Below are 23794 nucleotides of genomic sequence, written 5' to 3' on the forward strand. Positions count from 1 at the left end.
GACTCACGATTTGGCTCATGATTCGACCAGCGCCGGGAACACGGCGCGGTCGATGTCGACGATGCAGCTGCCCCACGACAGGCCGATGCCAAAGCCCGACATCAACACCTTGTGCTTGCCGCCCTGGAGAGCGTCGCGGATGCGCGCCGTCATCGTCACCGGGATCGAGGCCCCGCTGGTATTGCCGAAGTCGTGCAGCGTCGACGGCACCTTCTCGACCGGCAGGCCAAGCTTCTTGCGGATGGTGTCGTTGATCATCCGGTTGGCCTGGTGGAAGATGAAGTAGTCGACATCCTCGATCGGGCATTCGGCATACGCCAGCAGCGCGCGCACGGCGGGCGGCACGCGCTGCGTCGAGAAGCTCAGCACCGCCGGGCCGTCGAGCACCAGCGCGGCCGGACTGCGCAGGATTCCGTCCTCGTCCTTGTATGGCAGCAGATGCTGCGGGCCGATCGGCTCGCGATGGCCGCCGGCCGGCAACATGATGGCGCGGTAGCCGCTGCCGTCGCTATTGAGGTCGAAGTACATCGGCGGGGCCGCCGGATCGTATTCGAGCGCGGTGGCGGTGCCGGCATCCGAGAACAGCGGCTCGACCACGGTAGCGGCCTTGTCGCCCACCAGCAGCAACGCTTTCTTGATACCGCCCGAGGCCATCATCGCACCCAGCACGTGCAGGCCGAAGGCATAGGCCGAGCAGCCCAGGTTGATGTCGAAGGCGATCGTTCCGGGCTTCAGGCCCAGGCGGTCCTGAAGGATGATGGCGGTGGCGGGAATCAGGTAGTCGGGCGACTGGGTGATGACGATCAGCGCGTCGATCTCGTCCTTGTTCCACTGCAGCTCGGCCAGCAGGCGCTCGCTGGCGTCGAAGGCCAGGTCCGAAAACGTTTGCCATTCGGGGCAGATGCGGCGCGTCTCGATGCCGATATTGCGCACCACGCGTTCGCGCGCGCTCCTGATCTGCGGCGGACAGTCGTGCAGGTTGGACAGGACGCGCCGTGGCACGCAGGACGCCATGCCGGCATAGCGCACGTTGCGGATAGTCGCCTGGGCCATGGGATCAGCCGATCAGTTTGTAGACGTCGCTCACGAGCTGGCACTCGACCAGATCCTTGCCGGTGATCGCCTTGTCGTACTCCATGTCGAACATGATGATCACGCCCAGCGCCGCCAGTGAGTCCCATTCGGACAGCGTCTTGAGATTGGTCTCGCCGGTCAGGTGCACATCGTCCTGGAAGTCGACCGCGTTCTTGAATTTTTCGACGAATTGCTCGAGTGTGTCCATTGCAACCTAATGAAATCGTGTACATGCGAAAAGTAGCGCCAACAGCGTTGCCAAAGACAAGTTCGCTTGATTGGCGACAATCAAGACGCACTATAAATCAAAACGAAAGGCCCTGTCACCGTGAAGTAGCACGCCGCTCGTAGCGCCGCTCGATGGCACGCGCCGTGCCATCGCGCTCGATCGTTTCAAACACGGCATTCAGGCGCTTGATCAGCGCATCGGGCACGTCCCGGTTGCAGGCCAGGTAGACGGCGACCTGGTTGAACACGAACACCGGCACGATCTGCTTGTCCCAGCCTTGCTTGATCAGCACGTCACTGTCCGCGCGCCAGCTGGCGGCCCACAGATCGATGCGGCCCTGCAGGAGCTTGGGCGGATTGAGCATGTCGTGGGGCGACGTGTCGACGACATAGCCGCGGCTGCGCAGATAGCTGTCGCGGGCATCACCCGCGTAGGTGCCGATGCGCAGACCGCGCGCGTCTTCCAGGTTCGTGATGCGCCAGGTCCGGTCGGCGCGCCCCATCAGGACCCACTGCGCCACGTCGGTCGGCCCGACCCACTTGAACAAGGCTTCCCGTTCCGGCGTGCGGGTGGCCGAGTACACGCAGCCGTTGGCATGCTGAAGTGCTGCTGCGTACGCGCGTTTCCAGGGCAGCAGCGTGATGTCGTGGGTGACACCGGCCCGTTCCATGACAACCCGGATTTTGTCGGTGGCAATGCCGACCACGCGCCCGTCCTCGAGCATGCTCGACGGCGCCGAGCTCTCGGTGGTGATCGATAGGTATGGGGCCGCCGGCGTGGCCGCCGCGGTCATTGCCGAGAGGCTGCCCGACAGGATGACAAGACCAATGCAGAGTTGCTGAAATCGCATTCGATTCTCTTGGAATGACCGCCACGGGTGCTGCGCACCAGGGCAACGGGAGGTAGTTTACTGCGCCCCCAGCATACCAGCGAGCATGATTTTTACGCAATGAACAGCCTGAAATGGTCGCTTGGACGCTACAAAACACAACAATTCATCCAACATTCTCACGTGCAACAACATAGAAAATTCGGAAAATGCGATACTTTGCTTTAATGCCATATGGAAGTTTTTTTTACTCCATAACAACTCGACTTTCATTATGCTGCCATCGTTTGCTGTCCCTGAAGATCCATCCCTGCTGACGTACGGGATGTACGACCCGACCCTGGTGGCGCTGTCACTGCTGCTGGCGATCTTCTCGTCGTGGATGGGGTTGCAGGTGACCGGCCAGGCCGGCGCCCATCCGACACACCGTGCCATCGCCCTTGGCACGGGCAGCCTGGCGCTCGGTGCCGGGGTCTGGGCGATGCACTTCATCGGCATGCTTGCCTTCGACCTGTGCACGCCGGTGCATTACGACCACTGGACGACGCTGCTGTCAGCGCTGCCCAGCATCGGTGCCTCGTGGGTGGCGCTCAGCCTGATCTCGCGCCCCGAGATGCGCCTGCCGAATTTGCTGGTGGGTGGCGTCCTGGTTGGCGCCGGCATCGGCGCGATGCATTACACGGGGATGGACGGCATGCGCATGCGCCTGTCGCTGCACTACGATCCGTTCACGTTCGCGGTCTCGATCCTGGTGGCCGTGATCCTGGCCACGCTGGCCCTGAGCGTGCGCCACGGCCTGTCGCGGTTCAAGTCGGTGTCCGAATCACGCCGCCTGCTGCTGTCGGCCTGCGTGATGGGCTGCGCAATCGCCGGCATGCACTACACCGGCATGGCCGCTGCCCGCTTCTCGGGCACGGTCGATCCGGGCGGCGCGGCCGATACCAACAGCGGCTTCCTGGCGCTGTCGATCACGGTGACCACGGTGGCGCTGTCGGTGGCCGTGCTGGGCGTGAACGGCCTGCTGCGCTATCGCCAGATGTTCCAGAATCTCTCTCGCAGCGAAGCCTGGATGCGCGCGCTGCTCACCACCACGGTCGACGGCGTGATCACGGTCGGACGCGATGGCATCATCACCGAATTCAATGCCTCGGCCGAGCGCATCTTCGGCTGGCGCAAGGGCGAGATCGTCGGGCGCAGCATCGGACTGCTGCTCACCGAGCGTGGTCGCGCCGCCAACTTCAACGTGCTGACCGTGCTGGCGCGTGGCAGTCTGGAAGGCGTCAGCACCAGCACCGAGACCTGGTGCCTGCACAAGGATGGCCACGAAGTCCCGGTACGCGGCGCGATCGGCCATGCACGGCTGGGCGAGCAGGACCTGTTCGTCTGCTTCGTGACCGACATTAGCGAGCGGCGTGCGATGGAAAGCGCACTGCGGGCCAGCGAGCAGCAGTTCCGCTCCCTGATCGGCAATATTCCCGGCATTTCGTACCGCAGCGCGATCAACGACGACTGGCCGCTGATCTTCATCAGCGAAGCGGTCGAACGGGTCACCGGCTACCCGGCGCGCGACTTCCTGGGCAGCCCCCCGCGCCGCGTGTTCGGCGCGATGATCCATGCGGAAGACCGCCTGCGGGTGGGCAAGGCAACCAGCGCGGCGATGCGCGAACACCAGCCGTACCTGGTCGAATACCGCCTGCTGCACGCCGATGGCAGCGTGCGCTGGCTCTGGGAAAACGGCACCGGCGTGCAGGACGAGGCAGGCAACGTCCAGTACCTCGATGGTGTCATCCTCGACATCACCGAGCGGCGCGAGATGGAAGAAGCGCTGCGCTGCGCCAAGGAGAAGGCAGAGCAGGCTGCGGCCGCCCGCGCCACCTTCGTGGCCAATATGAGCCACGAGATCCGCACGCCGATGAATTCGATTCTGGGTTTTACCGACGTGCTGCTCGATGGCGAACTCAATGTCGAACAGCGCCACCACCTGGACACCGTGCGCAGCGCCGGCCGCGCCCTGCTACGGCTGCTCAATGAAATCCTCGACACGGCCAAGCTCGAAAAAGGTGCGGTCGAACTCGAACAGAACGACTACAACCTGCTGTCCCTGATCGATGAACTGTCGTCGACGCTGGCGGCCAATGCGCGCGCCAAGGGTCTGCACCTGGACATCCAGTATGACCCGGCGCTGCCCACCGGCCTGCGTGGCGATGAGCTGCGCATGCGGCAGGTGCTCACCAACCTGCTCGACAATGCCATCAAGTTCACCGCCACCGGCGGCGTGACCTTGACCGTGGGCGCCGACGGCGACCAGCTGTGCATCGCCGTGATCGACACCGGCATCGGCATCGCGCCCGATCGCCTGGCCGCGATCTTCGATCCGTTCACCCAGGCCGACGCATCGATGACGCGCCGCTTCGGCGGCACGGGTCTTGGCACCACGATCAGCAAGCAGCTGGTCGAATTGATGGGCGGGCGGATCTGGGCCGAGAGCCAGCCGGGCCAGGGCGCGACGTTCCACGTGCGCGTACCGTTGATCCTGGCGCGCTTCGGCAATCAGGCGCCGCGCGTGCGCAGCGCCGCCGTGCTGCCGCCGCTGCGCGTGCTGGTGGCCGACGACGTGCCGCAGAATCTCGAACTGATGCAGCTCCTGATGACGCGCCGCGGGCACACGATGACGGCCGCGCGCGACGGTGGCGCAATCGTCGAACTGGCCACCAGCGGCGAGTACGACGTGGCGTTGATGGATTTTCAGATGCCGGTGATGGATGGCCTGGGCGCGACCCGCGCCATTCGCGACTACGAGGCGCGCCATGGAACGGCGCGCCTGCCGGTGATCGCGATGACCGCCAGCGTGCTGGCCGAGCACCGCCAGGCCAGCGTGGACGCCGGCATGGACGGCTTTGCCAGCAAGCCGGTCGACTGGTTCACGCTGTCGCACGAGATCGCGCGCGTGCTCGGCCTTGAAGGCGGCGTGCCGGCGGAGACGGCCGCCGTATCGATGGCGCCGCGCGAAGTGCTCAACCGGCGCGCCGGCCTGCACCGCTGGAGCAACCGCGAAGATGCCTACGCCGAGGCCCTTGAACACTTCCACCGCCAGTACGCGCAGCTTGACGGCGCGATGCGCCTGCATGCCGCGGGCGGCGAGCACGTGCAGCTGCGCATGCTCGCGCACAAGGTGCGCGGCGCCGCCGCCAACATCGGCCTGGAACGCTTGTCCGACGCGCTGGCCACGCTGGAACAGGCGACCAACGCGGTGCCGACCGATGAGCGGCAGGCCGCCGAGGCGCTCGGCGTGGCGACGCATGCGCTCGAGGCGGCGCTGGCCGCGATCGGCAATGCCGACGCCACACCGGCCCCGGTGGCGTCAGGCGGCATGGTCGACCTGGCGCGCGCGCGGCGCGCCGGCGGCGTGCTGCTCGATGCACTGCGCCGCGGGGCCCTGAACGACGGCGCCATGACCAGCCTGGCCGTGGCGCTGGCGGCTCACCCGGCGATCACCCGCGTGGTCCAGGTGCAGTCGGCGGTCGCCGATTTCGACTTCGATCTCGCCCTCGATCACCTGGAGGCCGTGATGGCCATCCTCGGGACCGGGTCCTCTGACGGCGCGCCTGGCGACGCCACCAACGATCCTTCCGCATGAATCAACCGAATACCCGCCCGCTGATCCTGGCCGTCGACGACGAAGCGAGCAACCTGCAACTGCTGCGCCAGATCCTGCAGGACCACTACCGCCTGCTGTTCGCCAAGGATGGCGCCCGCGCAATGGAACTGGCGCGCCAGGAGCAGCCCGACCTGGTGCTGCTGGACGTGATGATGCCGGGGATGTCGGGCTACGAAGTGTGCGCGGCCTTGAAGGCCCATCCGGCCACGGCCTCGGTGCCGGTGATTTTCGTGACGGCCCTGACCGAGACTGCCGACGAAGTGGAAGGGTTCGAGGCCGGCGCCGTCGACTACATCACCAAGCCGGTCAGCCCGCCGGTGGTGCGCGCACGCGTACGCACCCACCTGTCGCTGGTGCGCATGGAAGCACTGCGCGCGAGCCGCCTGGAGATCGTCCAGCGCCTGGGCCTGGCGGCCGAGTACAAGGACAATGAGACAGGTCTGCACGTGATCCGCATGAGCCATTTTTCGCACATCCTCGGCATCGCGGCCGGCATGAACGAGCTGGAAGCGGACGACCTGCTGCACGCAGCGCCAATGCACGACGTGGGCAAAATCGGCATCCCGGATCGCATCCTGCAAAAACCGGGACCGCTCGACGCCGACGAATGGAAAATCATGCAGAGCCACGTGACGATCGGCGCCGAGATCATCGGCGAGCACGCCAGCGGCATGCTGGCGCTGGCGCGCAAGATCGCGCTCACGCATCACGAAAAATACGATGGCAGCGGCTACCCGAACGGGCTGGTCGGCGAAGCGATTCCGCTGGTAGGCCGCATAGTGGCCATCGCCGACGTCTTCGACGCACTGACCTCGGTACGACCCTACAAGAAAGCCTGGACCGAAGACGACGCCATCGCCTTCCTGCACGACCAGAAAGGCCGCCACTTCGACCCCCACCTGGTAGACCTCTTCATCGCCCGCATGCCCGCCATCCGCGAAATCCGCACCCGCTGGGCCGAAACAACCTAACCCCAAACCCCAATTAGGGTCAGAGTCGACTTATTGGGCAATTCCTCAAAGTTGTCAAACAATTCGACTCTGACCCTAATTATTTTGGGCGGTTTTTCGACGGTGCGTGGGGTTTCTGATGCCGTTGGTAATTGAATTTTTTTGGAGCATCAGATTACCTGCCAAACTGGCTAAAAACAATTAGGGTCAGAGTCGATTTGTTGGGCAATTCCTCAAAGTTGTCAAACAATTCGACTCTGACCCTAATTGTTTTTCAAAAGCTTTTGAGCATGATTTGTGTTGCCGAGATTGTTGGAGCAGGAAGAAATTGATGCTCAGACTTTCGTCTGCGATGCGTCGTCTCAGACTTTCGTCTGCGATGCGTCGTCTCAGACTTTCGTCTGCGATGCGTCGTCTCAGACTTTCGTCTGCGACAAACTCACGCCTGTTTGTTCGAGGACGGTGGTGCTCGAGCCGGTTGCGCGGCGGGCAATCAGGTCGTGGTAGAGCGCGGTGTAGTTGGCCGCCATCTGCTCGGAGGTGAAAAGTTCTTCGAAGCGCGCTTCGGCGCGCCGGCCCATCGCGCGGGCGAGCTCGGGGTTGTCCCATAGCGTGCGCATTGCTGCGCGTAATGCCAGCGCGTCCGATGGCGGGACCACCAGGCCGGTGTCGCCATCGATGTTGATGTACGTGGTGCCGGTGCCGATCTCGCTCGAGATCATGGGCTTGCCGTACATGGCGCCTTCGAGCAAGGAGATGCCGAATGCTTCCGAGCGCAGGTGCGACGGGAACGAGACCGCGTAGCACAGCGTCAGCAGCGCAGCTTTATCGGGTTCATCGATCGCGCCGACGAACATCACGTTTTTCAGGCCCAGGCGCGCGGCTTGTTCCTTGAGCTCTTGCTCGATCGGCCCGGCGCCGACGATGACGACGGGGTAATCGGTACCGGCCGCGGCCTCGAGCAGGATGTGCAGGCCCTTGTAATAGCGCAGCACGCCCACGAACAGGAAGAACTTGGGACCGACCCGCTCGCGCCAGTGCGCCAGGCGATCGGGGTCGGGCTGCGGGTAAGTGGTGCGGTCCAGGCCGAACGGGATGACGCTGGTCTTGCCCGGATAACGCGCCAGCACGGTCGACGAGCCCAGATAATTGGGCGAGGTCGCGACGATGGCGTCGACGCTGCGCAGGAAGCGGTGCTTGAGCGGCTGATACAGGCGCAGCAAGTGGCGCTGGCGCACGATGTCGGAGTGGTACGTGACCACCGTCGGCTTGTTTACGCGCGCCATGAAGTGCGCCAGGTCCATGAACGGCCACGGGAAGTGGTAGTGCACGACGTCGGCTTGACGCGCCAGGCGCGCCAGCGCGCCGATCGACTGGACCGAAATGGCGTTGGACGCGATCTCGGCATTGAGCGGAACCCGGTGCACCATATGGCCTTCGAACTCGAACGGCGCGAGGTCTTGTTGGCGCGACAGCGACAGCACGGTGTTGGTCACGCCAAGGCGCCCGGTGCCCACGGCCATCTGGCGGATCACCTGCTCGACACCGCCGACCGAATCCGGGTGGTAGGTCTTGTAAAAATGAAGGACGCGCATAATCAACTCAGCTTACTGCGAAAGTACGGCACGGTACACGTTTGCCGTCAGGCGTGCGGTGTTTTGCCATGTCAGTTGTTCGGCACGTGCACGCCCGGCTGCGATACAGCGCGTGCGCGCAACACTGTCCTGTGCCAGCGTGCGCATCGCCTCGGCCAGTTCGCCCGCTGACAGCGGGTCGACCAGCAAGGCCGCATCGCCCGCCACTTCGGGCAGCGAGGTCGTATTCGATGCCACCACCGGCACGTTCGATGCAAACGCTTCGAGCACCGGAATGCCATAGCCTTCGTACAGCGAGGGGAAGACGAACACGCCGGCGCCGGCATACAAGTGGCGCAATTGCTCCTGGTCGGTCAGGCGATCGAGCCAGACGAGGTTCTCGCCCGCTGCGCGCGCCGCCCCCATGCTGGCCACCAGGGCTTCGCTGCGGCTGCCGGGCGCACCGACGATCACCAGCGCGCGCTCGGCGCGCACGGCCGCCGGCAGCATCAGCCAGGCGGCCAGCAAACGCTCGACGTTCTTGCGCGGCTGCAGCGTACCCACGAACAGGAAATAGCCGGGCTGCAGCTCGTAGGCCGCCAGCGTGGCGCGCGTGGCCTCCGGCGCGGGCGGCGTCAACCAGCTTTCTTCGACGCCGCACGGCACCACCGTCACGCGCCGCTCGTCGATGCCGAAGCACTCGACCAGCTCGGGAATGGCAAAGTGCGACAGCGCGATCACGTGGTCGGCCTTGCGCGCAGCCTTGCCCTGCAGCCGGTTTTTCAGCGCGCGCAAACGCGGATTGCACCACTCCGGGTGCTTGATCGGCAACGCGTCGTGCAGGCTGGCCACGACCGGGCAATCCATGCGTACCACCCGATAGTCGGTCACGTGGAACACGTCGAGGGGCATATGAACGCGGTGCGCCGCCGGCGTAACCAGGTCGAGCAGCGTGGCCGTTTCGAACGAATAGGGAAAGGCCTGGCCGACGCTGATGCCGGCCGCCCCGCCGCGTGCACGCGGCCAGGACCACGGCGTGACGGCGCAGCCGGTCGCCGGCAGGTGGCGCAGCAGTGCCTTGGTGTAGACGCCGATGCCATCGAGACGGCCGCCCGTCAGCCCGGGTTCGATCATGGTCGTCCCGAGGCCGACGTTGATCGCTGCGGCGTTCACGCCAGGTACATCCAGCGCAAGGTCTCGTACAGCGGCATCGGGGCCAGGTCGCCCACCACGGCAGTGAGCTTGCGATTGCTGCCAGTCAGTTGCAGCACGTCGTTGGCGCGCACGAAGGCCGGGTTGACCTGCACCTCGATGCGGTAGCCGGCGATCTCGCCCATCATCTCGATCACGTTCGACAGTGAGTGCGGCGTGCCCGAGCAGACATTGAAGGCTTCGCCGGCCGGCGCTGCCGCCAGGATGCGGCGGTAGGCGCGCGCCACCATGCGCACATCCGAGAAATCGCGCGCGATGGCAAGATTGCCCAGTTCGATACGCGCTTCGTTGCGGCGGAAATGCGAGACAATTTTAGGCAGCAGGAAATTGTCTGCCTGCCCCACGCCGGTGTAGTTGAACGGCCGCACGATCGTGATCGGCAACTTGTCCATCCACAGGCGCGCCATGTATTCCATGGCCAGCTTGCTCACTGCGTAATCGTTGGCCGGCGAAGGCAGAACATCTTCATCGATGACAGGCACACTGGCATTGCCATAGATGTTGGCCGACGACGCCAGCAGCACGCTGCTTGGCCGGTGACTGCCCGAGGCAAGCGCCTCGAGCAGGTTACGCGTGCCCACCACGTTGACGCGGTAAATGGCTTCGACGTTGGCATGGCCGACAAACGCAATGCCGGCCAGGTGCGCCACGACATCGGGCCGCACCTCGGCGACCATGGCAGCGACCGCATCGCGGTCGCACAGATCCACCGTGAACATGTCCGGGCCCACTTCTTCGCCCGGCATCACGGTGCCGAATACGCGGTAGCCGGCAGCCGTCAGTTCTTGCGCCAGGTAGTCACCGGTAAAGCCGCGCAGGCCCGTGATCAGGGCGCGCCGCCCTTCGCCTTCACGCAGCGGGGCAAGCCCCGGGAATGCGCTGGTATCGTCCGTGGCCAGGCGCGTCATATCAGAACGAGAAGCCCAGTTCGTTGCGACGCAGGTCGGCATCGACCATCATCTGGCACAGCTCTTCAAGCGTGGTCTTCGGCTCCCAGCCCAGCTCGCGCCTGGCCTTGGCCGGATCGCCAATGAGCAGCTCGACTTCGGCGGGACGGTAGAACTTCGGCGAGACGCGCACCAGTTGCTTGCCGCTGACGGTGCAGTGGGCCACTTCGTTGTCGCCGCTGCCGCTCCAGTCGAGCGTCACGTCGATGGCCTTGAAGGCCATGCTGACGAAATCACGCACGGTCTCGGTGCGGTTGGTTGCCAGCACATAGGTGTCAGGCTTGTCGGCCTGCAGCATGCGCCACATGCCTTCGACGTATTCCTTGGCAAAACCCCAGTCGCGCTTGGCATCCATATTGCCCAGCTCGAGCACGTCCTGCTTGCCCAGCTTGATCTTGGCGACGGTATCGGTGATCTTGCGCGTGACGAACTCGCGGCCGCGCAGTGGCGACTCGTGGTTGAACAGGATGCCCGACGAACCGAAGATGTCGTACGACTCGCGGTAGTTGATCGTCATCCAGTGCGCGTACAGCTTGGCCACGCCGTACGGGCTGCGCGGGTAGAACGGGGTCTCTTCGATTTGCGGGATCGCCTGCACCTTGCCGAACATTTCCGACGTCGACGCCTGGTAGAAGCGGATGGCCGGATTGACGATACGGATCGCCTCGAGCAGGTGGACAGCGCCCAGGCCGGTAATCGATGCGGTGGCCAGCGGCTGGTCGAACGACACGCCGACGAAACTTTGCGCGGCCAGGTTATAGACCTCGGCCGGCTGCGCCGTTTCAAGCAGACGGATGCTCGAAGCCAGGTCGGTCAGGTCGTATTCGACCAGCGACAGGTTCGGATGCGAGGTAACGCCGAGCTCATCCATGCGCCAGAAATTGACTGAGCTCGAACGGCGATAGGTGCCGGTGACGTGATAGCCTTTTTCGAGAAGCAGTTGTGCCAGATAGGCACCGTCCTGGCCGGTGATGCCGGTGATGAGAGCTCGTTTGTTATGCATATGATGGATGATTTGAAGTTGGTCTTGCAGGCGCAATATGGTGAAAAACGCGCCCAGCCAAACGAAGATTGTAACAGAGGGGGTCGCCAGATTGGCTCGCGCTCCGGAGTTTGGTGCAATTCAGACAACGGTTATGCAAACAATTATGACGTGAAAATGACGCGGCAAACCGCTCGCTTACGGTTTGTTACGAGTGTCCCCGGGCCGCGACAAAGGGCGACAGCCCGAGACAAAGTATGTCGTCAAGCGCGTGGACGGCGGTGCCATCCACGCGTGTCATTGAGCACCGCTCAGCGCAGCGAGACTGCCTCGACGACGGCCAGCGCCGTCATGTTGACGATCCGGCGCACGGTGGCCGACGGGGTCAGGATGTGCACCGGGCGCGCGCAGCCCAGCAGGACCGGGCCGATGGCGATACCGTTGCCGGCTGCCGTCTTGACCAGGTTGTAGGCGATATTCGCAGCGTCGATGTTCGGCATCACGAGCAGGTTGGCATCGCCCTTGAGCGTCGAGTTCGGCATGATCTTGGCGCGCATCTTGGCGTCGAGCGCCGTGTCGCCATGCATCTCGCCATCGATTTCCAGGTCGGGCTTCTTCTGCTGCACGAGCGCCAGCGCGGCGCGCATCTTTTGCGCCGATTCCGAATTGGCGCTGCCGAAGTTCGAGTGCGACAGCAACGCTGCGCGCGGCACGATGCCGAAGCGTTCCATTTCTTCGGCCGCCATCACCGTAATCTCGGCCAATTGCTCGGCGTTCGGATTTTCGTTGACGTGGGTGTCGACCATGGCCAGCTGGCGCTCCGGCGTGATGACGAAGTTCATCGCCGCATACACCTTGGCGCCGGCGCGCTTGCCCAGCACCTGGTCGATGAATTCCAGGTGCATCTGGGTGGTGCCGTAGGTGCCGCAGATCATGCCGTCGGCTTCGCCCTTGTGGATCATCATCGCGCCGATCAGCGTGTGGCGGCGGCGCATGGCCAGCTTGGCCAGGTCTTGCGTGACGCCCTTGCGCATCACCATCTGGTGATAGCTCTGCCAGTAATCGCGGTAACGCTCGTCGAAATCGGGATTGATGACATCGAAGTGCACGCCGAGTTTCAGGCGCAGGCCAAATTTCTCGATGCGCTGCTCGAGCACGGCCGGGCGACCGACCAGGATCGGGCGCGCCAGTTTCTCGTCGACCACCACCTGCACGGCGCGCAGCACGCGCTCTTCTTCGCCTTCGGCGTAGACGATGCGCTTGAGCTCATCCGGCGCGCTCTTGGCGATCGTAAACAGCGGCTTCATGAAGGTGCCGCTGCGGTAGACGAACTGCTGCAGGCTCTCGGCGTAAGCGCCCAGGTCCTCGATCGGTCGGGCCGCAACGCCACCGTCCATCGCGGCCTTGGCCACGGCCGGCGCGATGTGGGTCAGGAGGCGCGGATCGAACGGCATCGGGATCAGGTATTCCGGACCGAACGACAGGTTCGAGATGCCATACGCCGACGCCACGATGTCCGACTGCTCGGCGTGGGCCAGGTCGGCAATCGCGTGGACCACGGCAATTTCCATTTCGCGCGTGATCGTCGTCGCGCCGCAATCGAGCGCGCCGCGGAACATGTACGGGAAGCACAGCACGTTATTGACCTGGTTCGGATAATCCGAACGGCCGGTGGCGATGATCGCGTCGCTGCGCACGGCTTTGACGTCTTCGGGCAAGATCTCGGGATTCGGGTTGGCCAGCGCCAGGATCAGCGGGCTCGGGCCCATGGACGCGACCATTTCTCTCTTGAGCACGCCACCAGCGGACAAGCCCAGGAAGATGTCGGCGCCCGGGATGACTTCGGCCAGGCTGCGGTGCGGCGTGTCCTGGGCGAAGCGTTCCTTGTCCGGGTCCATCAGTTCGACGCGGCCCTTGTAGACCACGCCGGCCAGATCGGTCACGTAGATGTTTTCGATCGGGAAGCCCAGATCGACGATCAGGTCGAGGCAGGCCAGCGCGGCCGCGCCGGCGCCGGACACCACCAGTTTGCAGGCCGTGATGTCCTTGCCCACGACTTTGAGGCCATTCATGATCGCGGCGCCAACGATGATCGCGGTGCCGTGCTGGTCATCGTGGAAGACCGGGATCTTCATGCGCTCGCGCAGCTTGCGCTCGATGTAGAAGCACTCGGGCGCCTTGATGTCTTCGAGGTTCACGCCGCCAAAGGTCGGCTCGAGCGAAGCGATGATGTCGACCAGTTTGTCGGGATCGGTTTCGTTGATCTCGATGTCGAACACATCGATCGCGGCGAATTTCTTGAACAGTACGCCCTTGCCTTCCATCACCGGCTTGGAGGCCAATGGGCCGATATTGCCCAGGCCCAGCACGGCGGTGCCGTTGGTGATGACCGCCACCAGGTTACCGCGCGCCGTGTACTTGTAGACGTTGGCCGGATCCTTGACGATCTCTTCGCATGGCGCCGCGACGCCCGGCGAGTAGGCCAGTGCCAGGTCGCGCTGGTTCAGCAGGCCCTTGGTGGGCGTGACGCTGATCTTGCCGGGACGTGGGAACTGGTGATATTCGAGCGCTGCTTGGCGCAATTGCTGACGCAATTCTTCTTTTTTGTCAGATGACGAATCCATGCTGAGAGGCCTTCCTGGTGCGAAACGGGGCTTTCGATTCTATCAGACAGGGTCTAGGCAACGACTACGTATTTTCAACATGATTATGTGCGGTTGCAGCAAAATCGCCAGTGCTGGCCGGCCATTGGGGCCACGGTACAATCGTGGCCATGCTCTCCGAATTCGACCTCATCAAGCGCTACTTCAAGCGCGACCAGCCTGGCCGCGCGCCCCTGGGCATTGGCGACGATTGCGCGCTGCTTGCCGTCACGCCGGGCCACCAGCTTGCCATCTCGTCCGACATGCTGGTCGAGAATCGCCACTTCTTTGCCGGCGCCGACCCGCGCATGCTGGGCCACAAGGCGCTGGCCGTGAACCTGTCCGACCTGGCCGCGATGGGCGCCCGCCCCGTGGCATTTACCTTGTCCCTGGCGCTGCCCGAAGCCAACCCGGACTGGCTCGCCGGTTTTTCGCAAGGCCTGTTCGCCCTGGCCGACGCGCACGGGTGCGAACTGATCGGGGGCGACACGACCAAAGGACCGCTGAACATCTGCATCACCGTGTTCGGCGAACTGTTGCCGGGCCACGCGCTGCGGCGCGATGCGGCGCAGGCGGGCGACGACATCTGGATCTCGGGCACACTGGGCGACGCGCGGCTGGCATTGGCGGGCTACTGGAAAGAGCTGGAACTCGATGCCCTGCTGCACGCGCAGGCGGCCGCGCGCATGCACCTGCCAACGCCGCGCGTGGCGCTGGGCCTGGCGCTGGCCAGCCTGCCGGTTGCCCATGCGGCGCTCGATATCTCGGACGGCCTGGTGGGCGACCTTGGCCACATCCTGCAAGTGTCGCGTGTGGGTGCGACGCTCGACGTCGATGCCCTGCCCGCCGGCCCTGTGCTGGCGCAGCAGGCACAGGCACTGCGGCGGCGTTTCACGGCGGCCGGTGGCGACGATTACGAGTTGTGCTTTACCGCGCCGCGCGCCGCGCGCGCCGCCGTGCTGGCGGCGGGGGTGCAGGCCGGCACGCCCGTCACCCGGGTTGGCACCATCGACGCCGCACCCGGCCTGCGCCTGGTCGATGCGCACGGCGTGGCGCTCGATTTGGTGCTGTCAGGCTGGGATCACTTCAGCGGTGCGTGATGTGCGCTGCCCGGGTGCGGGGCGTCCCCGTGCGCGGCATCGCCGTCTTCACGCGGCACCTTGCGGTCGTCATACGGTCCATGCGTCATCCAGTAATGGTGAAACGCCAGCCGGATATTGTCGCGCAGCGCCATGTCGTCCCACGGCTTGGTATAGAAGCGGTAGATCGCGCCGCGGTTGATCGAATCGAGCACCGCCTCCACGCCCGTGTCGCCCGACAGGATGATGCGGATCGTCTCCGGATACATCTCCTTGACCTTGCTGAGAAACTCGGTCCCGCTCATCACCGGCATGCGCTGGTCGCACAGAATCACGTGCACGTGGTACAGCGCCAGCAATTCAAAGCCTTCGCTCGACGACGATGCCGTCAGCACGCGGTAGCCGTCGCGCCGGAACAATCGGTGCAGCGCGGCCAGCACGTTCATATCGTCGTCGACGATGAGCAGCGTCTGCACATTGTCGATCACTTCCGGCGGCTCGTCCGGATTGGCGCGGTTCGATACCACCAGCGTAGCCAGCTGGGCGGCCGGCAGCGCGCGTGAAAAGTAGAAACCCTGGATCTCGTCGCAGCGGTTGCGCCGCAGGTAGGCCATCTGTGCGCGCGTCTCGACGCCTTCGGCCACCACCTGCATGTGCAGGCTGTGCGCCATGCTGATGATGGCCAGCGCGATCGCGGCGTCGTCCGGATTGGTGATGATGTCGCGCACGAACGCGATGTCGATCTTGAGCTTGTCGATCGGGAAGCGCTTCAGGTAGGCCAGGCTCGAATAGCCGGTACCGAAGTCGTCGATCGCGATGCGAATCCCCAGCGCCTTCAGGCGTGTGAGCACCACCGTCGTGCGCTCGGCATTTTGCATCAGCGCGCTTTCGGTCAGCTCCAGTTCGAGCAGGCCCGCCTCGACGCCGTGGCGTTCGAGCGCGCTGCGCACCACTTCTTCCAGGTCACCCTCGACGAACTGGCGGCTCGAGACGTTCACCGCCACCCTCACGTCGCGCACGCCGGCCGCGTTCCAGGCCGCGATCTGGCGACAGGCTTCGTCGATGATCCAGTCGCCCACGCGCACGACCAGGCCGGTTTCTTCCATCACCGGCACGAATTCGGCCGGATACACCAGGCCATAGCCGGGCCGGTTCCAGCGCAACAGCGCTTCGCTGCCGGCAATGCGGCCGGTATTGAGCTCCATCTTGGGCTGGTAGTGCAGCACGAACTGGTTGTCCGCAAGGGCGCCGCGCAGCGCCAGTTCGAGGTCCAGGCGCGCCAGCACCTGTACGTTCATGCCGGCGGTGAAGAAGCGGTAGCCGTCACGGCCTGCTTCCTTGGCCCGCACCATCGCCGTGTCGGCGTACTTGACGAGCGTGCCCGGGTCGATCGTGTCGTCCGGGTACATCGCGATGCCGATGCTGGCCGTGAGCGCGGCCTGCTGGCCATCCAGGTCGAACGGCAGCCGCAGCGCTTCGCGCACTTCATTGGCCATGTTCACGGCGTCCTGCTGCTCGCGCGGCATGGTCAGGATCAGCGCAAATTCATCGCCCCCCAGGCGCCCGACCGAATCGCGCACCTTCACGCAGCGCACCAGGCGCGTGCTGAACTGGCGCAGCAGCTCGTCGCCTGGCGCGGTGCCGAGCGAATCGTTGATCACCTTGAAGCGGTCGAGCGTGATGCACAGCACCGCCACGCGCCAGTTCTTGTCCTGCGCCAGCTCGATCGTGCTGCGCAGGTTTTCGAAGAACAGCGTGCGGTTCGGCAGACCGGTCAGCGCGTCGTAGCTGGCCGCATGGCGCAGCCGCTCCTGCGCCTGCAGGCGCTCGCTGATGTCGCGCGCCACGGCAATGAGCATGCGCTGGGCGTTGCGTTGGCCTTCCGGGTCTTGCAGCTTCCAGCTGATTTCCACCGGCACCGAGCCTTCGCCACCGGCGCGCAGCAGGTCGGTTTCGACGATGTCGGGTTCGGGCCGCCCGCCCTGCGCGGCCACGCCCATATGGCGCTCGAGCTGCGTGCGCGAGGCCAGGCCCAGCGCCACCGGATCGATGCGCAGCAGCGCGTCGCGCGAAAAGCCCAGCATGCGGCAGGCGCCTTCGGACACGTCGACCATCGCCATGCTGGCCGTGTCGATCAGGAACAGCGCATCGGGTGTGGCGTCCATCGCGCCGCGAAAGCGGGCCAGTTCAGCGGTGCGCTCGCGCACCTGGCGTTCGAGTTCGCTGCCGTAGTCGAGGGACTCGCGGTGCAGCAGGCGCACCTCGAGCAGGTTGCGGATGCGCGTCATCACCTCGACCGTGTCGAACGGTTTGCCGATGAAGTCGCGCGCGCCGGCTTCGAGCGCCGCCAGTTTCTTGTCCGGTTCGGCCGTCACCACCAGCACCGGCAGCCACGAATCGCTCTCCAGCGGCTTTAATGCCTCCATCACGTCGAAGCCGTCCATGCCGGGCATGTGCAGGTCGAGGATGATCAGGTCGAAGCGGTGCTTGAGGTGCAGCGCGACGACCTGGCGCGGGTCGAACGTCGAGATGACGTTTTCGTAGCCGGTGGTCTTGAGAAGATATTCGAGCAGCTGCACGTTGACCGGTTCGTCATCGACGACCAAAATGCGGGCTCGTCTCATGTCGGACAGGGAAATCATGGGTGGATCCTTTCGCCTGGCGCGGCCAGATCGGGCCTCTCCGCCAGGGTGCTGTTGATCGCTTCAGTAAATTTTTCGATGTCGATCGGCTTGGTCAGGTAGCGGTAAAAGCCCGCCGCCATGCCGCGCTCGATATCGCGCGGCATGGCGTTGGCCGTCAGCGCAATCACCGGGATGTCCGCCGTTTCCGGGTCCGCGCCCAGCTGGCGCAGCACCTCGAAGCCGCTCATGCCCGGCAGGTTCAGATCCATCAGGATGATGTCGGGGCGGTGGGCCCGCGCCAGTTGCAGGCCCAGGTGGCCGTCGTGCGCCGCCAGCAGGCGCAGGTCGCGCCGGAACGCCACGATTTCTTCGACCAGGCGCAGGTTGGCAGGATTGTCCTCGACGTACAGCAGCAAACGCGGTGCGGCGTCGGACCCGGAGGCATACGACGTGGACCCGCTGCCAGCGGGCGCGGCGCGTTCGACCAGGCTGGACGTGCGCGGCGCGGTGCTGGCCAGTTCGATCCAGAACACGCTGCCCACGCCGGGACTGCTGGTCACGCCGATCTCGCCGCCCATCAGTTCCACCAGGCGCTTGGTGACCACCAGGCCAATGCCGGTGCCTTCCTGGGTGCCCGACTCCTGGCCCAGCCGGTTGAACGGCTGGAACAGGCCTGCGACCTGCTCGGGATTGAGCCCGTTGCCGGTATCCTGGATTGACAGGCGCATGCGCGTGGGCGTGGACTGGTCGCACGTGAGCACCACGGCGCCCTCGTCGCGGTTGTACTTGACGGCGTTCGACAGCAGGTTGAGCATGACCTGCTTCAGGCGCGTGCGGTCGGCCATCACCAAGGCGCCGTCGACGTCCGGGAACAGCACCCGCACCTTGCGCGTGGCGGCGATCGGCTCCATCATCGTGCGGCACTCAAGCAGGATGTCGGCCAGCGCGACCGGCTCCATCGACAGCGTGATCGTGCCCGATTCGACCTTGGCCAGGTCGAGGATCTCGTTGATCAGGGTGAGCAGGTGACGGCCCGACTTGAGGATGTGGTTGGCAAATTCCTTCTTTTGCTCGAGTGTCGATGGCAGCGTGTTGGAGGTCAGGATCTGGGCAAAGCCCAGAATCGCATTGAGCGGCGTGCGCAGCTCGTGGCTCATCGACGACAGGAAAGCCGACTTGGCCTGGTTGGCGCTGCGCGCTTCTTCGTTGGCGTTGGCCAGTTCGGCGTTGGCCAGCGCCAGTTGCAGGGTGCGTTCATCGACGCGCTGCTCGAGCTTCTCGTTCAGGCGCATCACCTCCTGCTGGGCGTGCGAGCGTTCGTTGGCCGTGCGCAAGGTGGCGTTGTGCGAATCTTCGAGTTCGCGCGTGCGGCCTTCGATTTCGGTGAGCATGGCGTTGAACGAGTCGGCCAGCGCGGCCGCCTCGTCGTCGCCGATGCGCGGCGCGCGGCGCGAATAGTCGCGCGTGGCCACCACGTCGCGCGCCACTTCGGTGATCGCGATGATCGGCGAGGTGAGCACGCGCCCGAAGCGGCGCATGAGCAGGTAGGCGATCGCCATCGCGATCAGGGTCACGCCGGCAGCGATGGCGAGGTAATCGACGAAGCGCGCCAGCATGCGGTTCTCGGCCCGCATCACGACGGTGCCGACCGTCTCGCCATTTTCGACGATCGGCTGGCTGACCACCATGATGCCGTTGCCGCTCTGGTCGATCGCTTCGAGGCGCTTGGGCACGGGCCGCTTTTCACCAGCGGCAGAATACGAGGCGAACAGCTGGCCACGCGCATCGTAGATGGCCGCGCCGCGCACCAGCGGACTGGCGCGCAGCAGCAGCAGGTCTTCATTGGCAAGGCGTGGATCGTCGAAGGTAAGCGCGGCGGACGTCATGTGGCCGACCAGTTCGGCGTTGGTCGACAGGTCGTCCATGAGCGTCCGGTGATAGCTGCGCAGGTCGTAGGCCACCACCAGGGCGATCGAGACCAGCAGTGCGACGAGTGTGGTCGTCATCACCATGGCTACCAGCTTCTTGCGGATCGAGCGCTGGCGGCTCATGCTTCCTCCACGAATCGTTTTACGAAACGGCGACGCACGTGCGCTGGGCGCTGGCCCGGCTGGGCTGGCGTCTTCACGATCGGGCCAACCCTGGCTGGCCACATGCGATGCGTCCGTACGGCATTGTAAAATTTATGTGAAACAAAAAAGAGCCATCTGGTCACAAAGGCCAGCTGCTTTCCAGCATAGCAGCCCGGGCAAGCCACATGTCGCACGGAACATCTATCAGGTCTCGACAACGACTTCACCTTGATGTGTCGATGTGGAAAGTATATCGTCTTTACATATGGCAATATCGAAGGGAGACCTCTCTACAGCCAGGATGCCGTGCCGGTGCACTGCGCGCTAGAATGGCATCACACGGACAAGCCCGTCCGCCGACCGCCCAAGGAGACGCACGTGACGCATGCACTTACCGATCTTGCAAATCAGGTCAGCCAGACGCTTGGCGCCAAAAAACTGATGCTGGCCACGGCCGAATCCTGCACCGGCGGCGGCATCGCCCAGGCGCTCACCGATATTCCCGGCTCGAGCGACTGGTTCGAGCGCGGCTTCGTCACCTATTCGAACACGGCCAAGAACGACATGCTCGACGTGTCCGACGCCGTCATCGCCCAGTTCGGCGCTGTCAGCGAAGAAGTGGCCGCCGCCATGGCCTTGGGCGCGGTTGCCAACAGCAGCGCCGATGTGACCGTCTCGACCACCGGCATTGCCGGCCCGACCGGCGCCGTACCAGGCAAGCCGATTGGCACCGTGTGCTTTGGCTGGGCGCAGGGCGACCGCGTTCAGACCGAGCGCCTGGTGTTCCAGGGCGACCGCCAGGCCGTGCGGGCGCAGGCCGTGGCGCATGCGCTGCGCGGGCTGCTGCGCTTCGTCGAATAGCCAGGCAATGGCGACGCCTGCCCACGCCTTTCCTGCGTATCCGCGATAATAGCGCGTTGCGCGGGGCCAGTATCGCCGGCCTCCTGCAGCCCACCCTGCCGGCTGGTCGGGGGCGTCGCCTGGCCGACGCCAGGGTCGTTGCCAATGAATTGTCTGGAGAATGCTTGAATATTCCTACCCTGATGGTCCCGCTGATGCTGGCCGCTGCGCCGGCCTCCGGCCCGGCCCAGGCGCAGCCCCCCGCACCTGTGTCGTCATCGGCATCCGCGCCCGTGCCGGCGATCGCCTTTGACAAACTGGTGCTGCCCAACGGCCTGCAAGTGATCCTGGTCGAAGACAAGCGGCTGCCCATCGTGGCCGTGAACCTGTGGTACCACGTCGGCCCGGCCAACGAGGCGCCCGGTCTGACGGGCTTTGCCCACCTGTTCGAGCACATGATGTTCGCCGCCACCGCGCACATCCCGCGCGGCATGGCCGACCGCCTGCTCGAAGGCGCCGGCGCGACCGACAGCAATGGCGGCACGGGGTACGACAGCACCAGCTACTACGACACCGTGCCGTCGAACCAGCTCGAACTGGCGCTGTGGGTGCACGCCGACCGCATGGGCTACCTGCTCGACGTGCTCGACCAGCAGGCGCTGACCAACCAGCAGGACGTGGTGCGCAACGAGCGGCGCCAGACCGTCGAGGGCGAGCCGTACGGCATCGTCGAGGAAGCGCTGGCGCGCACGCTGTTCCCGCAAGGGCACCCGTACGCGGCCTCGATCATCGGTTCGCACGCCGACATCCAGAGCGCGCGCCTGGAAGACGTGCGCGCCTTCTTCACCCAATACTATGGCCCCAACAATGCCAGCCTGGTGATCGCCGGCGATATCGACAAGCAGACCGTGCGCGACCTGGTCACGCGCTACTTCGGCGGCCTGCGCCGTGGGCCGGGCGTGGTGCGCCCGCACGTGGTCACGCCCCCCATCACGGCCGAGCGCCGCGTCGTCGTGCGCGACCGCGTCGAACTGCCGCGCGTGTTCATGGGCTGGCTCACACCACCGGCGTATCAACCGGGGGACGCCGAACTGATGGTGGCGGCGACGATCCTCGGCGGCGGCAAGTCGAGCCGCCTGTACAAGTCGCTCGTCTACGAACGCCAGATCGCGCAGGACGTGTCGGCCACGCAAGGCTCGCTGGGCCTGGCCTCCACTTTCGTCATCGACGTGACGGCGCGCGCCGGCCACACGCCGCAAGAAATCGAAGCGGCGATCGACGCCGAGCTCGCCCTGCTGCGCACCGAAGGCCCGACCGCGCGCGAAGTCGAACGCGCCCGCAACAGCCTGGAAACGTCGCTGCTGGCATCGCTCGAAAAGCTGGGCGGCGATGGCCTGGCCGAGCAGCTCAATCACTACAATCTGTACACGGGCGATCCGGGCTACCTGGACCAGGACCTGGCGCGCCTGCGCCGCATCGACGCCGCCGCCGTCCAGCGCGCGGTGCAGACCTGGCTGCCGCAGCAGGCACGCGCCGTCGTCACGGGCGTGCCGGGCAAGCCGAAGGTGGACGATCCCCGCATTGGCAAGGCCGCCCGCACCGCGGCTGCGCCGACGCCGGTGGCCCCGGTCAACGTGGCCGAAGCGTGGCGCGCAACGCCGCCGAAAGCAGGCCCGACGCCGCGCTTCAAGCAGCCGCGTGGCGAGACCTTCACGCTGGCCAATGGCCTGACCGTGATCCATTACCAGAACAAAGCGCTGCCGCTCGTGTCGAGCCAGCTCGTGGTGCGCAGCGGCGGGGCCGCCAATCCGCCCGACCTGCCCGGCCTGGCCGGGTTCACCGCGCAGATGCTGGAAGAAGGCACGGCCACGCGCAGCGCGCCGGCCATTGCCGACGACATCGCGCAGCTGGGCGCCTTCATGGACACGGGCAGCAGCGACGATGTGTCCACCGTGTCGCTGCTGGCGCTCAAAGCCACGTTCGCGCGCGCGCTGGCCATCGTCGCCGACATCGTCCAGCACCCGGCGTTCCCGGCCGCCGAGATCGAACGCCAGCGCCAGGACCGCCTCGGCGCGCTCACGCAGCAGCGCGACGACCCGGAAACCGTGGCCGCACTGGCGGCGGCGGGCGCGCTGTTCGGCGCCGGCCATCCGAAAGGCTATGGCCAGCTTGGCTTGGAGCCGGCCATCCGGCGCACGACGCGCGACGACATCGCGGGCTTCTGGCGCCGCCATTACGTGCCGTCGAACGCGGCACTGGTGGTCACGGGCGACATCACGCGCGCCGAACTCGAAGCGCTGGCGCAGGCGCAGTTCGGCGACTGGACGGCGGTTGATGCGCCGCCTGCCCTGCCCGTCCCGGCCAAGCCGACGGCTGCGCGCCTGGTCGTGATCGATCAGCCGGACGCCGGCCAGACGGCGCTGCAGGTGGCGACCATGGGCCCGGCGCGCGACACGCCCGACTTCCCGGCGCTGCAAATCATGAACGGTGTGCTGGGCGGGATGTTCTCGAGCCGGCTCAATAACAACCTGCGCGAGACGCGCGGGCTGACCTACGGCATCCACTCGCACTTCGACTACGACCGCCAGCCGGCGCCGTTTTCGGTGGAAACGAGCGTGCAGCAGAACGCGACCGGCGAAGCGGTGCGCGAAATCCTGCGCGAAGTCGCGCTGCTGCGCGAGCAGCCGATCTCCAGCGACGAACTGACCGCGGCGCGCAATGCGCAACTGCTGTCGCTGCCGGGGCAGTTCGAGACCAACGCCGACATCGGCGCGAGTCTGACGGAGTTGTTCGTCTATGGTTTGCCGGCGGATTACTACGACAGCCTGGCCACGCACCTGGCCAATGTCGGTGTCGACGACGTGCAGGCGGTCGCGCGCCGCTGGCTCGATCCGGACCGGATGATCGTGGTGGCAGTGGGTGAACGGCGCAAGATCCTGCCGCAGTTGCAGAAGCTTGGGCTGGGGCAGCCTGAGATTCGCGACGCCGATGGGCAGGTGCGCGACAAGCCTCCTCACTAAACACGTGTCGCGCCACGCCGTGCTTGCCCGGCACAGTTCTTTGCTCTAACATATGAACACCT

15 protein-coding genes are annotated in these 23794 nt (G+C 65.3%); 5 read left to right on the plus strand and 10 right to left on the minus strand.

The window, feature by feature from the left end:
* Positions 1-15: 15 nt before the first annotated feature.
* From RCH14_RS11285 to RCH14_RS11295, 3 genes are all read right to left on the minus strand, one after another.
* Positions 16-1053 (minus strand): ketoacyl-ACP synthase III, encoded by a 1038-nt coding sequence (locus RCH14_RS11285; protein ID WP_343026210.1) that lies wholly within the window; start codon positions 1051-1053, stop codon positions 16-18.
* A 4-nt stretch (positions 1054-1057) separates the two neighbouring features.
* Positions 1058-1282, minus strand: a complete 225-nt coding sequence (locus tag RCH14_RS11290; protein WP_343026211.1) for an acyl carrier protein — start codon at positions 1280-1282, stop codon at positions 1058-1060.
* Between the two features lie 115 nt (positions 1283-1397).
* Positions 1398-2153: an ABC transporter substrate-binding protein gene (locus tag RCH14_RS11295; protein ID WP_343026212.1), complete on the minus strand. Its 756-nt coding sequence runs from the start codon at positions 2151-2153 to the stop codon at positions 1398-1400.
* Positions 2154-2406: 253 nt separating this feature from the next.
* Between RCH14_RS11295 and RCH14_RS11300 the strand changes: the two genes are divergently transcribed.
* Together RCH14_RS11300 and RCH14_RS11305 are read left to right on the plus strand one after the other, a co-directional pair.
* Entirely contained in the window at positions 2407-5769 is a 3363-nt protein-coding gene (locus RCH14_RS11300) for an MHYT domain-containing protein (protein WP_343026213.1), read from the plus strand.
* A complete protein-coding gene (locus tag RCH14_RS11305; RefSeq protein ID WP_343026214.1) occupies positions 5766-6761 on the plus strand; it encodes an HD domain-containing phosphohydrolase in 996 nt (331 codons plus the stop codon). The genes RCH14_RS11300 and RCH14_RS11305 overlap by 4 nt, the downstream gene beginning before the upstream one ends.
* A gap of 395 nt (positions 6762-7156) precedes the next feature.
* Here RCH14_RS11305 and RCH14_RS11310 read toward each other — a convergent pair whose 3' ends face one another.
* The 5 genes from RCH14_RS11310 to RCH14_RS11330 form a co-directional block, all read right to left on the minus strand.
* Positions 7157-8335 carry a glycosyltransferase family 4 protein gene (locus RCH14_RS11310; protein WP_343026215.1) on the minus strand — a complete coding sequence of 393 codons (1179 nt, stop codon included), beginning with the start codon at positions 8333-8335 and terminating at the stop codon, positions 7157-7159.
* Between the two features lie 12 nt (positions 8336-8347).
* Positions 8348-9487, minus strand: coding sequence for a glycosyltransferase family 1 protein (locus tag RCH14_RS11315; protein ID WP_343026216.1), 1140 nt, complete (start codon positions 9485-9487; stop codon positions 8348-8350).
* Entirely contained in the window at positions 9484-10434 is a 951-nt protein-coding gene (locus tag RCH14_RS11320) for an NAD-dependent epimerase/dehydratase family protein (RefSeq protein WP_343026217.1), read from the minus strand. The genes RCH14_RS11315 and RCH14_RS11320 overlap by 4 nt, the downstream gene beginning before the upstream one ends.
* Before the next feature lies 1 nt (position 10435).
* Positions 10436-11476 carry a GDP-mannose 4,6-dehydratase gene (gene gmd / locus RCH14_RS11325; protein WP_343026218.1) on the minus strand — a complete coding sequence of 347 codons (1041 nt, stop codon included), beginning with the start codon at positions 11474-11476 and terminating at the stop codon, positions 10436-10438.
* Positions 11477-11766: 290 nt separating this feature from the next.
* A complete protein-coding gene (locus RCH14_RS11330) occupies positions 11767-14079 on the minus strand; it encodes an NADP-dependent malic enzyme (protein ID WP_343026219.1) in 2313 nt (770 codons plus the stop codon).
* Between the two features lie 149 nt (positions 14080-14228).
* Between RCH14_RS11330 and thiL the strand changes: the two genes are divergently transcribed.
* A complete protein-coding gene (gene thiL / locus RCH14_RS11335) occupies positions 14229-15197 on the plus strand; it encodes a thiamine-phosphate kinase (protein WP_343026430.1) in 969 nt (322 codons plus the stop codon).
* Here thiL and RCH14_RS11340 read toward each other — a convergent pair.
* Positions 15179-17818, minus strand: coding sequence for an EAL domain-containing protein (locus RCH14_RS11340; protein WP_343026220.1), 2640 nt, complete (start codon positions 17816-17818; stop codon positions 15179-15181). The genes thiL and RCH14_RS11340 overlap by 19 nt on opposite strands.
* Positions 17815-19851 (minus strand): ATP-binding protein, encoded by a 2037-nt coding sequence (locus RCH14_RS11345; protein WP_343026221.1) that lies wholly within the window; start codon positions 19849-19851, stop codon positions 17815-17817. The genes RCH14_RS11340 and RCH14_RS11345 overlap by 4 nt, the downstream gene beginning before the upstream one ends.
* A gap of 399 nt (positions 19852-20250) precedes the next feature.
* Between RCH14_RS11345 and RCH14_RS11350 the strand changes: the two genes are divergently transcribed.
* The gene (locus tag RCH14_RS11350; protein ID WP_343026222.1) at positions 20251-20733 is read left to right on the plus strand and encodes a CinA family protein; all 483 of its coding nucleotides are present in this window, start codon (positions 20251-20253) and stop codon (positions 20731-20733) included.
* Between the two features lie 164 nt (positions 20734-20897).
* A complete protein-coding gene (locus RCH14_RS11355) occupies positions 20898-23732 on the plus strand; it encodes a pitrilysin family protein (protein ID WP_343026223.1) in 2835 nt (944 codons plus the stop codon).
* Positions 23733-23794: the final 62 nt, after the last annotated feature.

This window comes from Massilia sp. MP_M2 (assembly GCF_039123635.1).
In the GTDB taxonomy this organism is placed as follows: domain Bacteria; phylum Pseudomonadota; class Gammaproteobacteria; order Burkholderiales; family Burkholderiaceae_D; genus Telluria.